The following is a 13,304-nucleotide window of genomic DNA, read 5'->3' on the forward strand; positions in this document are numbered from 1 at the left end:
CTGTAAAGATTAGTCGCAAATAACCCCGACATCCTGCGGCAAAGTATCAAAACCGGCAAATTTAGATCGAGTGGTACGTCACACTGTCGTTCTGACAGAGCAGAATCCTGCGAGCCTGTTAAAATGCCCGCCCTTTTGAACAACGACTCCCTGAATTCTGTATGTCCCGACTCAATCCCCGGCAGCAAGAAGCCGTGAACTACGTCGGCGGCCCTCTATTGGTGCTCGCCGGTGCAGGCTCCGGCAAGACCAGCGTGATCACCCGCAAGATCGCGCACCTGATCCAGCAGTGCGGCATCCGCGCCCAGTACATCGTCGCCATGACCTTTACCAACAAGGCGGCGCGGGAAATGAAAGAGCGTGTCGGCACCCTGCTCAAGGGTGGCGAGGGCCGTGGCCTCACCGTGTGCACCTTCCACAACCTGGGCTTGAACATCATCCGCAAGGAGCATGCGCGGCTGGGCTACAAGCCGGGCTTCTCGATCTTCGACGAGACCGACGTGAAGTCGCTGATGACCGACATCATGCAAAAGGAGTACGCAGGCGACGACGGCGTGGACGAGATCAAGAACATGATCGGCGCCTGGAAAAACGACCTGATCCTGCCCGCCCAGGCCCTGGAAAACGCACGCAACCCCAAGGAACAGACCGCCGCCATCGTCTACACCCACTACCAGCGCACGCTCAAGGCGTTCAACGCAGTGGACTTCGATGACCTGATCCTGCTGCCGGTGAAGCTGTTCGAGGAACACGCCGACATCCTCGAAAAATGGCAGAACAAGGTGCGCTACCTGCTGGTAGATGAATACCAAGACACCAACGCCAGCCAATACCTGCTGGTGAAAATGCTGATCGGCAAGCGCAACCAGTTCACCGTGGTAGGCGACGACGACCAGTCCATCTACGCCTGGCGCGGCGCGCGCCCGGAAAACCTGATGTTGCTCAAGGACGACTACCCGTCCCTGAAAGTGGTGATGCTGGAGCAGAACTATCGCTCCACCAGCCGCATCCTGCGTTGCGCCAACGTGCTGATCTCGAACAACCCCCACGAGTTTGAAAAACAACTGTGGAGTGAGATGGGCCACGGCGACGAAATACGCGTGATCCGCTGCCGTAACGAAGACGCCGAAGCCGAGCGCGTGGCCGTGGAAATCCTCAGCCTGCACTTGCGCACCGACCGGCCCTACAGCGATTTCGCAATCCTGTACCGCGGCAACTACCAGGCCAAGCTGATCGAGCTGAAATTGCAGCATCACCAGGTGCCGTATCGCCTGTCGGGCGGCAACAGCTTTTTCGGACGCCAGGAAGTCAAAGACCTGATGGCCTACTTCCGGCTGATCGTGAACCCGGACGACGACAACGCCTTCCTGCGCGTGATCAATGTGCCGCGCCGCGAGATCGGCTCCACCACCCTGGAAAAACTCGGCAACTACGCCACTGAACGCAAGATCTCGATGTACGCCGCCACCGACGAAATCGGCCTGGGCGAGCACCTGGACTCGCGCTTCACCGATCGACTGGCGCGCTTCAAGCGCTTCATGGACAAGGTCCGCGAGCAGTGCGCCGGCGAAGACCCGATCAGCGCCCTGCGCAGCATGGTCATGGACATCGACTACGAGAACTGGCTGCGCACCAACAGCTCCAGCGACAAGGCCGCGGATTACCGCATGAGCAATGTCTGGTTCCTGATCGAAGCGCTGAAGAACACCCTGGAAAAAGACGAAGACGGCGAGATGACCGTCGAAGACGCCATCGGCAAGCTGGTACTGCGCGACATGCTTGAGCGCCAACAGGAAGAGGAAGACGGCGCCGAGGGTGTGCAGATGATGACCTTGCATGCGTCCAAGGGCCTGGAATTCCCCTACGTGTTCATCATGGGCATGGAAGAGGAAATCCTCCCGCACCGCTCCAGCATCGAAGCCGACACCATCGAAGAAGAACGGCGCCTGGCCTACGTGGGTATTACCCGCGCGCGTCAGACTTTGGCCTTCACCTTTGCCGCCAAGCGCAAGCAATACGGCGAAATCATCGATTGTGCCCCCAGCCGGTTCCTGGACGAGCTGCCGCCGGACGACCTGGCCTGGGAAGGCAATGACGACACCCCGACCGAGGTAAAGGCCGTTCGCGGCAACACCGCCTTGGCGGACATACGCGCGATGTTAAAGCGCTAGAATCGACTACTTTTTAATCTACTTTCGGCGCGCATCGCGCCATTAGAGGAAGCTTTCCGTGGAAGCACTGCACAAGAAAATTCGCGAAGAAGGCATCGTGCTTTCCGATCAGGTACTCAAGGTCGACGCCTTTCTGAACCACCAGATCGACCCGGCACTGATGAAGCTGATCGGCGACGAATTCGCCGCCTTGTTCAAGGATTCGGGCATCACCAAGATCGTCACCATCGAAGCCTCGGGCATCGCCCCGGCGATCATGACCGGCCTGAACCTCGGCGTGCCGGTGATCTTCGCCCGCAAGCAACAGTCCCTGACCCTGACGGAAAACCTGCTGTCGGCGACGGTGTATTCCTTCACCAAGAAAGTCGAAAGCACTGTGGCGATCTCCCCGCGCCACCTGACCAGCAGCGACCGCGTGCTGGTGATCGATGACTTTTTGGCCAACGGCAAGGCGTCCCAGGCGCTGATCTCGATCATCAAGCAGGCCGGCGCGACCGTCGCCGGTTTGGGGATCGTGATCGAGAAGTCGTTCCAGGGTGGTCGTGCCGAGCTGGATGCGCAGGGTTATCGGGTTGAGTCGCTGGCACGGGTGAAGTCGCTGGCGGGTGGCGTGGTCACTTTCATCGAGTAATCGCTGCCTGAATGCAATTAACCCTGTGGGAGCGGGCTTGCTCGCGAATGCGCTGTGACAGTCAATGTAGACGTCGACTGATACACCACTTTCGCGAGCAAGCCCGCTCCCACATTTGGTTTTGCGTTGGGCTGTCAGTGCACGGTGGCCTGCAGGCCGGCGAGCAATAAACGTTGATACAAATCCTCTTTCAGCCCCTCCGGGTTATCCAACCGCATCCGTTTCAAATGCTCGGGATACGCCTCCGGCTCCGGCGCATCCAACGCCGCCTTACCCAGTTCCAGAATCTCCGTCAGCTTGAATTTGCTCTTGAGCCAGTTCAACGCCCGCAACAGATCCCGCTCTTCATCCGTAAAATCGCTGCCCAGCGGATACTCCGGGAACAACCGGCGATGCCGCGCCTGAATACCTTGGAGCCGCTCCGGCGTGTTATCGGCAAAGCGCGGATCCAACTGGAAATCCTTCGGCAACTTGCCGGCCTTATGCGCCTTTTCGATCAAGTCATCCTGGAAGCGCGAGTCGGTTACGTTGAGCAGCGCTTCGATCACCTTGGCATCCGTCTGGCCGCGCAAATCGGCGATTCCATACTCAGTGATGACGATATCCCTCAGGTGCCGGGGAATCGTGCAGTGGCCATAGTCCCAGACGATATTGGAACTGACCTCCCCCGCCGATTCGCGCCAGCTGCGCAGGATCAAAATCGAGCGCGCGCCCTCCAGCGCATGACCCTGGGCAACGAAGTTGTACTGCCCGCCCACGCCGCTGAGCACGCGCCCGTCTTCCAACTGGTCCGCTACCCCCGCGCCCAACAAGGTCACCATGATCGCACTGTTGATAAAGCGAGCATCCCGCCGTTGCAGTCGTTTGAGTTCTTCCTGGCCGTACAGCTCATTGATGTAACTGATGCGGGTCATGTTGAATTCGAGGCGCTTGGCGTGGGTCATTTCCTGCAGGCGCTGGTAAAAACTTCGCGGGCCGAGGAAGAATCCACCGTGGATCGAGATCCCGTCGGGCTGCGCGGCGTCGTCGAGCGTGCCTGCGTTAGCCTGCTGCTGCGTCGCCACATCCGGGTAGACCTTGCGGCGGATAATCCCCGCGTCCGCCAGCACCAGCAGCCCGTTGACGAACATTTCGCTACACCCGTAGAGGCCACGCGCGAACGGATCGACACCGCCTTCGTGGCTGATCAACGGCGCCCACTGATAGACGTCCAGGTCAGTCAGCAGCAATCGGTAGGCCTCATTGTCCGCCTGGCGCGCCAGCAGCGCGGCAGTCAGCGCATCACCCATGGAGCCGATGCCGATCTGCAGAGTGCCACCATCGCGCACCAAGGTGCTGGCATGCAGGCCGATAAAGTGGTCCTGGAAGCCCACCGGCATGTTCGGTGTGGAGAACAGCGTGGTGCTGTCTTTTTCATCGATCAGGTAATCGAAGGCGTCCATTCCCAGCTCCGCATCACCCGGCATGTAGGGTAAATCGCTGTGGACCTGGCCGACGATCAGCACGGTTTCACCGGCATCACGGCGCTTGGCGATCATTGGTAACAGGTCGAGGGTGATATCCGGGTTGCAGCTCAGGCTCAGACGATCAGGGTGTTCGCTGCTGCTGGCAACCAGTTGAGCGACCAGGTTCAGGCCGGCGGCGTTGATGTCGCGGGCGGCGTGGCTGTAATTGCTGCTGACGTAATCCTGCTGGGCCGACTCGCTGTGGAGCAAGCTGCCGGGCTGCATGAAGAACTGCTGCACGTGGATATTTTCCGGGAGGTTGTCCTTGTGCAGGGCGGCGAGGAAATCCAGTTCGGGATAATCGCCAAACACTCGCTCGATAAAGGGTTCGAGAAAGCGTTTCTGCAAGCCATCGCCCAGTGTTGGCCGGCCCAGGCTCAAGGCGGTATAGATCGTCAGCGACCGCTCCGGCAATTTGGCAATGCGCCGGTACAGCGCGTTGGCAAACAGGTTCGGCTTGCCCAGGCCAAGCGGCATGCCCATGTGGATATGCGCAGGCAACCGCTCCAGCACATCGTCAACTGCTTGCTCGATTGAACACAACTGCACCATCCGACCCTCCTGAACATTCCATGATTAGGGGTTGGACCGAGCTTGCCGGGTCTTTGCTGCAAAGAACAGCGCTGAAACACAAATCACGGATACAAAAAAGCCGCTTGTAAGCGGCTTTTTGGCGAAGATCGGTTTATTTCAAACCGGACATCTTCTCGATCGCACCTTTGAGGTCATCATCCGAGCAATCGGCGCAGGTGCCCTTTGGCGGCATGGCATTGATACCGGTAATGGCCTTGGCGAGGATGCCATCCAGGCCGCCCTGGTGGTCAGCGCGTTCTTTCCAGGCAGCGGTGTCACCGATTTTCGGCGCGCCCAACAGGCCAGTGCCGTGGCAAGCGTTGCAATGCTTGGCAATGATTTCATCCGGCGTCTTCGCAGCGCCGCCGCCTGCGGCGACCGCCACTTCCATGCCTTTGCATTCCTGGCCCTGGACGCAAACCTGGCCGACAGGCTCCAGGCGCTTGGCAATGTCATCATTGGTCGCAGCTTGAGCGCTGACAGCCCATAGGGCCAGTACGGTTGCTGGTGCAGCCAGCATTTTCATAATTAGGTTCACGCGTTCACCCTCAATGGTGGCTATTCACGCCTGCGGCCACGGTTTCGCAGGCGGCGAAAGTATAACGGTTAGCCCGCCCTGCCGAAACAACCCTATTAAATAAAGGGAGATTCAGCTTCACGGATACAGCTACGGGAGTCTCTGCCACGCAGGCAGGACGCCTCTTTTCTTAAAAGTTCGCGGGTGTGGCTGCGCTGATTAGTCGCGCCGGCACGTCGAACGGATTGCGAAAACGATGAGGCTTGGTGCTTTCAAAGTAGTAGCTATCGCCCGCTTCGAGCACAAAAGTTTCAAGACCGACCACCAACTCCAGACGACCTTCCACCAGAATCCCGGTTTCTTCGCCTTCGTGGGTGAGCATTTCTTCGCCCGTGTCGGCGCCCGGCGGGTAGATTTCGTTGAGAAACGCAATCGCCCGGCTGGGGTGAGCCCGGCCTACCAGTTTCATGGTGACGGCGCCGTCAGAGATATCAATGAGCTCATTGGCTTTATAGACGATCTGCGTCGGTATTTCCTGGAGGATCTCCTCGGAAAAGAACTCGACCATGGACATAGGGATGCCGCCCAGCACCTTGCGCAAGGAGCTGATCGAGGGGCTGACGCTGTTTTTTTCGATCATCGAAATGGTGCTGTTGGTGACACCCGCGCGCTTGGCGAGCTCGCGCTGGGAAAGACCCTTCAGTTTACGGATGGATTGCAGTCGTTCGCCGACGTCCAATGCAGGAGCCTCCTAGGATTCAGGCTTTGTTGTAATTGAGCGTTATCATGGCGACAGCGTTCAGTATTTACAACACTTGGGCCTAAATCCCGGGCGCTTGTGTTCGTGACTGGCGGTCAAGCCTCGGAATAGAGCCTTGGCACGCGGCGCAGGTTGCAGAACAGTTGGTAAGGAATGGTCTCGGCGGCGACCGCCACATCACTGGCCAGGATGTTTTTGCCCCACAACTCCACCGTGGAACCGAGCCCGGCCTGAGGCAGGTCAGTCAGGTCGATGCACAGCATGTCCATGGACACACGGCCCAGCAACTGGCTGCGCTGCCCGGCCACCAGTACCGGCGTACCGGTCGGCGCGTGGCGCGGATAGCCATCGGCATATCCCATGGCAACCACGCCGATACGCATGGGTTTCGGCGTAATGAACTTGGCGCCGTAGCCCACCGGCTCCCCGGCCGGCAGCTCACGTACGCAGATAACCTTGGACTCCAGGGTCATTACTGGCTGCAAGCGCGAGGCTACGGCCTGGTCTTCGCCAAAAGGCGTCGCACCGTAGAGCATGATGCCGGGACGGACCCAATCGCTAGACACATTCGGCCAGCCCATCACCGATGGCGAGTTGCGCAGGCTCACCTCGGCCGACAAGCCCTGGCGCGCCGCGTCAAACACCGCCACCTGTTCATCACTGCGTACGCAGTCGAGTTCATCGGCGCGGGCAAAGTGGCTCATCAGTACGATCTTGGCCACCTTGCCGCTGGCCAGCAAGCGCTGATAAGCCTCGTGATAATCCTTGGGGTGCAAGCCAACACGGTGCATGCCGGAATCGAGCTTGAGCCAGATAGTCAGCGGTTTGCTCAGCTTGGCCTGTTCGATGGCCTCCAACTGCCACAGCGAATGCACCACGCACCAGAAATCATGCTCGATGATCAGTGGCAGCTCATCAGCCTCGAAGAAACCTTCCAGCAGCAGCACCGGCGCACGAATCCCGGCGGCGCGCAGCTCCAACGCCTCTTCGATACAGGCGACGGCGAACCCATCGGCCTCGGCTTCCAACGCCTGGGCCACACGCACGGCGCCATGTCCGTAGGCATCGGCCTTGATCACGGCAAGGGCCTTGGCCCCCGTGACTTCACGGGCCAATTGGTAGTTGTGGCGCAGGGCTTGGAGGTCAATCAGGGCACGGGCAGGACGCATGGCGGCAGGCTTCTAGGCGGCAGAGTGAAGAAAAACCGGCACCGACAGGCAACCTCGGCACCGGGAGAGGGATCGTTGTTTAAGGCAGGGCAGCCACGACGGACAGCTCTACCAGGATTTCCGGTTCGCACAGCTTGGCTTCAACCGTGGCACGGGCCGGCGCAACACCTTTGGGCAGCCACTTGTCCCATACCGCGTTCATGCCGGCGAAATCCGCGTCGATGTCTTTCAGGTAGATCGTCACCGACAGCAACTTGGTCTTGTCAGTGCCGGCCAGGTCCAGCAAACGCTCGATATTGGCCAGGGTTTCACGGGTCTGCTGTTCAATTCCGGCATTCATGTCGTCGCCGACTTGCCCGGCCAGGTACACGGTACCGTTGTGGACAACGATCTGGCTCATGCGCTCATTGGTGAGCTGGCGCTGGATTGACATGTTGTGCGGACTCCTGGTGGTTGCCGTAACGGGAAATATCGAGGCCTTCCGCACTGATCTGCGGCGTTTTCTTGGCCATCAGGTCGGCCAGCAAGCGACCGGAGCCACAAGCCATGGTCCAACCGAGGGTGCCGTGGCCGGTATTCAGGAACAGGTTCTTGAACGGGGTAGCACCGACAATCGGCGTGCCGTCGGGGGTGGTCGGGCGCAGTCCGGTCCAGAACGTGGCTTCGGTCAAATCGCCGCCCTGAGGATAAAGGTCGTTGACGATCATCTCCAGGGTTTCGCGCCGACGCGGGTTAAGCGACAGGTCAAAACCGGCTATTTCAGCCATGCCGCCGACGCGGATGCGGTTGTCGAAACGGGTGATCGCGACCTTGTAGGTCTCGTCGAGAATGGTCGAAGTCGGCGCCATCGCCGGGTTGGTGATCGGCACGGTCAGCGAGTAGCCCTTGAGCGGGTACACCGGCGCCTTGATCCCCAGCGGCTTGAGCAATTTCGGCGAGTAGCTGCCGAGGGCCAGCACGTAGCGGTCGGCGGTTTCCAGCTTGCCGTCGACCCTCACGCCGTTGATACGGTCACCGGCGTAATCGAGGCGCTGGATGTCTTGCTCGAAGCGGAATTCCACGCCGAGCTGCTTGCACATGTCGACCAGGCGGGTGGTGAACATCTGGCAGTCACCGGTCTGGTCGTTAGGCAGGCGCAAGGCGCCGGCGAGGATATCGGTGACGCTCGCCAGGGCCGGCTCGACGCGGGCAATGCCGGCGCGGTCGAGCACTTCGAACGGCACGCCGGACTCTTTCAACACGGCGATGTCCTTGGCTGCGCCATCCAGCTGCGCCTGGGTGCGGAACAGTTGGGTAGTCCCCAGGCTACGGCCTTCGTAGGCAATGCCGGTTTCCGCGCGCAGTTCGTCGAGGCAGTCGCGGCTGTACTCGGACAGGCGCACCATGCGCTCCTTGTTCACCGCATAACGGCTCGCGGTGCAGTTGCGCAGCATCTGCGCCATCCACAGGTATTGGTCGATATCGGCGGTGGCCTTGATCGCCAGCGGCGCGTGGCGTTGCAGCAGCCACTTGATGGCCTTGAGTGGCACACCCGGTGCGGCCCAGGGCGATGCATAGCCTGGCGACACCTGGCCGGCGTTGGCGAAACTGGTTTCCATGGCAGCAGCAGGCTGACGGTCGACGACAACCACTTCAAAGCCGGCCCGCGCCAAATAGTAGGCACTGGTCACACCAATGACGCCGCTACCCAAGACCAGAACGCGCATTTTTATATCCTCATCGCGGGCATGGCCGCTGACGTGTGTTATTCGAGCAATGATGAGCGCAGTGTAAAAAACAATTGCCAGTGCATTTCACTATATAACTGCCTATATTTGGCGACAATACTCGGCAAAAACCCTTTTCACAGAGGCGTATCCCCTATGCGTACCAACACCCAGACCAAGCGGGAGCTGGACAAGATCGACCGCAACATCCTGCGCATCCTGCAAACCGACGGGCGTATTTCGTTTACGGAGCTGGGGGAAAAGGTCGGGCTGTCGACCACGCCCTGTACCGAGCGCGTGCGCCGGCTAGAGCGTGAAGGGATCATCATGGGCTACAACGCGCGGCTCAACCCGCAGCATTTGAAAGGCAGTTTGCTGGTATTTGTCGAGATCAGCCTCGATTACAAGTCCGGCGACACCTTTGAGGAGTTCCGCCGCGCCGTGTTGAAACTGCCCCATGTGCTGGAGTGTCACTTGGTGTCGGGCGACTTCGACTACCTGGTGAAGGCGCGAATTTCCGAGATGGCGTCGTACCGCAAACTGCTGGGCGATATCCTGCTCAAGTTGCCCCATGTGCGGGAGTCAAAGAGCTATATCGTGATGGAAGAAGTGAAGGAGAGCCTGAACCTTCCGATCCCGGACTGACTGACACAACACAGTAACCGAGTTAAACCAGTACCTGCCGGGTACTCGCCATGTATTCGTGGATCTGTTTTTCCACCCGCGGGTGAATCAGCTCCACCGGCCTGCGCCCGTTGGGGCACGGCAACGTCTTGGTCGTGCCGAACAGCCGGCAGATCAACGGTCGCTCGTCGTACACCGTGCAGCCGTGGGGGCCCAGGTGCACGCAGTTCAGTTCATCCATGGCCGCGTCCTGCTCGGCGGCGGTCTTGCGCGGCAGGCGCGACATTTCCTCCGGCGAGGTGGTCACCGGCCCACAGCAGTCGTGGCAACCGGGAACGCACTCGAACGAAGGAATCTGCCGACGCAGCGCGCTGATTTTCTGACTGTTGCAACTCATCGAAACACATACCGAACGGCGAATAGACGTGGATTCTGACGCAAAACGCCCTGCGCAGACAGTTTTGTCCGACCGCTGTATCCTGCGTCAAATTTTCCAAACAGGGATGCTCCCCATGACTGCCAGCGCCCGGCACACTCCGTCCTATTATGCAGCCAGCAGTGTGGCGCAACCCGATTACCCGGTGTTGACGGGCGACATGACGGCCGATGTATGCGTGGTCGGCGGGGGCTTTTCCGGGCTGAACACGGCGCTGGAGCTGGCCGAGCGGGGTTTCAGCGTGGTGTTGCTGGAGGCACGCAAGATCGCCTGGGGCGCCAGCGGACGCAACGGCGGCCAATTGATTCGTGGCGTCGGGCATGGCTTGGACCAGTTCGCCAACGTGATCGGCACCGAAGGCGTGCGCCAGATGAAGCTGATGGGCCTGGAAGCGGTGGAGATCGTGCGTGAGCGCGTCGAACGCTTCCAGATCCCCTGCGACTTGACGTGGGGCTACTGCGACCTGGCCAACAAGTCCCGCGACCTGCAAGGCCTGGCCGAAGACGCCGAAGAGCTCCGCGGCCTCGGCTATCGCCATGAAGTGCGCCTGCTGCACGCTGACCAAATGAGCAGCGTGATCGGCTCGGACCGTTATGTAGGCGGCATGATTGACATGGGGTCCGGCCACTTGCACCCGCTGAACCTGGCCCTTGGTGAGGCCGCCGCCGCGCAGCAGCTGGGCGTGAAGCTGTTCGAGCAGTCCGAAGTCACGCGCATCGACTACGGCCCCGAAGTCAACGTACACACCGCCCAGGGCAACGTACGCGCCAAAACCCTGGTGCTGGCCTGCAATGCCTACCTCAATGGCCTCAACCCACGCCTGAGCGGCAAAGTGTTGCCCGCCGGCAGCTACATCATCGCCACCGAACCGTTGAGCGAAGCCCAAGCTGTCGATTTGCTGCCGCAGAACATGGCGGTGTGCGACCAGCGTGTCACGGTGGATTACTTCCGGCTGTCCGCCGACCGTCGCCTGCTGTTCGGCGGCGCCTGCCATTACTCCGGTCGCGATCCCAAGGACATCGGCGCCTACATGCGCCCGAAAATGCTGCAGGTGTTCCCGCAATTGGCCGACGTGAAAATCGATTATCAATGGGGTGGCATGATCGGTATCGGTGCCAACCGCTTGCCGCAGATTGGCCGCCTGACCGACCAACCCAACGTGTATTACGCCCAGGCCTACGCCGGCCATGGCCTCAACGCCACCCACCTGGCGGGCAAGTTGCTGGCCGAAGCCATCAGTGGCCAGCAACAGGGGCGCTTTGACCTGTTCGCCCAGGTGCCGCACATCACCTTCCCCGGCGGCAAGCACCTGCGCTCGCCGCTGCTGGCATTGGGGATGCTCTGGCACCGCCTCAAAGAGCGGATGTGATTCAATCGCGCCAGAAGGATTTCAGACCTTCCTGGCGCGCTTGTTCGGCGGTCAATCCGACATCGCGCAGCTGTTCGCTCGTCAGATGCAGCAGAGCCTTGCGCGTGTGACGACGGTGCCAGAACAGACTCCAGCGGCCGATGTCGCGCGGCGCCGTAGCCCGCTCCTGCTCTGCCTCCAGTTCCTGACTGTGTAACGCCAGCCGCACATCGCTCATGCCGTTCATTTTGCTGCCCCTCATTTGCATTGTTGCCTTGAGTGACAAGCATGGGCGTACGGCAGAAACCATTACAGATTCAACCCACCTTTATTAAATACATACAGATACTGCCTATGGTTGGCTGAATCCTGTATTTTCTGCCTATCTGTAATGGTTTATCGGGAGCAAACGCCATGACCCTGTACATGAACCTCGCCGAGTTGCTGGGCACCCGCATCGAACAGGGCTTCTATCGCCCCGGTGATCGTTTGCCTTCTGTACGGGCCTTGAGCGTGGAACATGGGGTCAGCCTGAGCACCGTGCAGCAGGCCTATCGATTGCTGGAAGACAACGGCCTGGCGATGCCCAAGCCAAAATCCGGCTATTTCGTGCCGGTAGGTCGCGAGCTGCCGGCCCTGCCCGAGGTCGGCCGTCCGGCACAGCGGCCCGTGGAAATCTCCCAGTGGGATCAGGTGCTGGAGTTGATTCGCGCAGTTCCGCGCAAGGATGTCATACAGATGGGCCGAGGCATGCCGGATGTATTGTCGCCGACCATCAAGCCCCTGCTGCGCAGCCTGGCCCGCGTGAGTCGCCGCCAGGATCTACCGGGCCTGTATTACGACAACATCCTCGGCTGTGTGGAATTGCGCGAGCAAATCGCCCGTCTCTCCTTGGACTCCGGCTGCCAGCTGACGGCCGAGGACATCGTGATCACCACCGGTTGCCATGAGGCACTGTCCGCCAGCATCCATGCGATCTGCGAGCCAGGCGACATTGTCGCGGTGGATTCGCCGAGCTTTCACGGCGCCATGCAGACCCTCAAGGGCCTGGGCATGAAAGCCCTGGAAATCCCCACCGACCCGATCACCGGCATCAGCCTTGAAGCCCTGGAATTGGCGCTGGAACAGTGGCCGATCAAGGTCATCCAGCTGACCCCCAACTGCAACAACCCCTTGGGCTACATCATGCCCGAGGCGCGCAAAAAGGCGCTGCTGACCCTGGCGCAGCGCTTTGACGTGGCGATCATCGAAGACGATGTGTATGGCGAGCTGGCCTACAGCTACCCGCGCCCGCGCACCATCAAGTCCTTCGACGAAGACGGCCGTGTATTGCTGTGCAGTTCATTCTCGAAAACCCTGGCACCGGGTTTGCGCATCGGTTGGGTCGCACCGGGCCGATACCTGGAACGGGTGCTGCACATGAAATACATCAGCACCGGCTGCACCGCAACCCAACCGCAGATCGCGATTGCCGAATTCCTGAAAGGTGGTCACTTCGAACCGCATTTGCGGCGGATGCGTACCCAATACCAGCGTAATCGTGACTTGATGATCGACTGGGTCAGCCGCTACTTCCCTACCGGCACCCGCGCCAGCAGGCCCCAGGGTAGTTTCATGCTCTGGATCGAGCTGCCGGAAGGCTTTGATACGCTCAAGCTCAACCGTGTGTTGGTAGAGCAAGGCGTGCAGGTGGCCGTCGGCAGCATCTTTTCGGCGTCGGGCAAATACCGGAACTGCCTGCGCATGAACTACGCTGCCAAGCCAACGCCGCAGATTGAAGAAGCCGTACGCAAGGTGGGTGCTGCCGCAATCAAGATGCTGGCCGAGGCGGCCGACTGACCTTTTGCAGGAATTTGCCGTCACA

The 13,304-nt window shown here is 60.1% G+C and carries 13 protein-coding genes; 5 read left to right on the forward strand and 8 right to left on the reverse strand.

From position 1 onward, the window contains the following. The first annotated feature begins 161 nt into the window (after positions 1–161). Both rep and BMZ57_RS12120 read left to right on the forward strand, forming a co-directional pair. Positions 162–2,171: a DNA helicase Rep gene (rep, locus tag BMZ57_RS12115; protein WP_010207473.1), complete on the forward strand. Its 2,010-nt coding sequence runs from the start codon at positions 162–164 to the stop codon at positions 2,169–2,171. 58 nt (positions 2,172–2,229) lie between these two features. Continuing rightward, positions 2,230–2,802 (forward strand): xanthine phosphoribosyltransferase, encoded by a 573-nt coding sequence (locus BMZ57_RS12120; protein WP_010207474.1) that lies wholly within the window; start codon positions 2,230–2,232, stop codon positions 2,800–2,802. Between the two features lie 134 nt (positions 2,803–2,936). On the opposite strand, the gene BMZ57_RS12125 is transcribed toward BMZ57_RS12120, so the two are convergent. The 6 genes from BMZ57_RS12125 to dadA form a co-directional block, all read right to left on the reverse strand. Continuing rightward, the gene (locus BMZ57_RS12125) at positions 2,937–4,859 is read right to left on the reverse strand and encodes an acetyl-CoA hydrolase/transferase C-terminal domain-containing protein (protein WP_069672954.1); all 1,923 of its coding nucleotides are present in this window, start codon (positions 4,857–4,859) and stop codon (positions 2,937–2,939) included. Positions 4,860–4,992: 133 nt separating this feature from the next. Beyond that, complete coding sequence (locus BMZ57_RS12130; RefSeq protein WP_010207476.1) at positions 4,993–5,406, reverse strand: c-type cytochrome; 414 nt, start codon at positions 5,404–5,406, stop codon at positions 4,993–4,995. A 181-nt stretch (positions 5,407–5,587) separates the two neighbouring features. Further along, the gene (locus BMZ57_RS12135) at positions 5,588–6,136 is read right to left on the reverse strand and encodes a cupin domain-containing protein (RefSeq protein ID WP_003176893.1); all 549 of its coding nucleotides are present in this window, start codon (positions 6,134–6,136) and stop codon (positions 5,588–5,590) included. Positions 6,137–6,252: 116 nt separating this feature from the next. Further along, entirely contained in the window at positions 6,253–7,326 is a 1,074-nt protein-coding gene (gene alr, locus BMZ57_RS12140) for an alanine racemase (protein WP_021492603.1), read from the reverse strand. Between the two features lie 79 nt (positions 7,327–7,405). Continuing rightward, on the reverse strand, positions 7,406–7,759 hold the full coding sequence (locus tag BMZ57_RS12145; RefSeq protein WP_010207480.1) for a RidA family protein: 354 nt from the start codon (positions 7,757–7,759) through the stop codon (positions 7,406–7,408). After that, positions 7,731–9,032: a D-amino acid dehydrogenase gene (dadA, locus tag BMZ57_RS12150; RefSeq protein WP_069672955.1), complete on the reverse strand. Its 1,302-nt coding sequence runs from the start codon at positions 9,030–9,032 to the stop codon at positions 7,731–7,733. Before dadA ends, BMZ57_RS12145 begins: the two co-directional genes overlap by 29 nt. Positions 9,033–9,188: 156 nt before the next feature. On the opposite strand from dadA, the gene BMZ57_RS12155 reads away from it, so the two are divergent. Continuing rightward, entirely contained in the window at positions 9,189–9,677 is a 489-nt protein-coding gene (locus BMZ57_RS12155) for an Lrp/AsnC ligand binding domain-containing protein (protein WP_003176896.1), read from the forward strand. A gap of 22 nt (positions 9,678–9,699) precedes the next feature. Here BMZ57_RS12155 and BMZ57_RS12160 read toward each other — a convergent pair whose 3' ends face one another. Then, positions 9,700–10,053: a YkgJ family cysteine cluster protein gene (locus BMZ57_RS12160; RefSeq protein WP_010207483.1), complete on the reverse strand. Its 354-nt coding sequence runs from the start codon at positions 10,051–10,053 to the stop codon at positions 9,700–9,702. Between the two features lie 115 nt (positions 10,054–10,168). Between BMZ57_RS12160 and BMZ57_RS12165 the strand changes: the two genes are divergently transcribed. Beyond that, a complete protein-coding gene (locus tag BMZ57_RS12165) occupies positions 10,169–11,461 on the forward strand; it encodes an NAD(P)/FAD-dependent oxidoreductase (RefSeq protein ID WP_021492602.1) in 1,293 nt (430 codons plus the stop codon). Position 11,462: 1 nt separating this feature from the next. On the opposite strand, the gene BMZ57_RS12170 is transcribed toward BMZ57_RS12165, so the two are convergent. Beyond that, on the reverse strand, positions 11,463–11,687 hold the full coding sequence (locus BMZ57_RS12170; protein ID WP_010207487.1) for a DUF1127 domain-containing protein: 225 nt from the start codon (positions 11,685–11,687) through the stop codon (positions 11,463–11,465). A gap of 167 nt (positions 11,688–11,854) precedes the next feature. Here BMZ57_RS12170 and BMZ57_RS12175 point away from each other — a divergent pair, with 167 nt between their 5' ends. Continuing rightward, entirely contained in the window at positions 11,855–13,279 is a 1,425-nt protein-coding gene (locus BMZ57_RS12175) for an aminotransferase-like domain-containing protein (protein ID WP_044288061.1), read from the forward strand. Positions 13,280–13,304: the final 25 nt, after the last annotated feature.

This window comes from Pseudomonas simiae, from assembly GCF_900111895.1.
In the GTDB taxonomy this organism is placed as follows: Bacteria; Pseudomonadota; Gammaproteobacteria; order Pseudomonadales; family Pseudomonadaceae; genus Aquipseudomonas; species Aquipseudomonas simiae.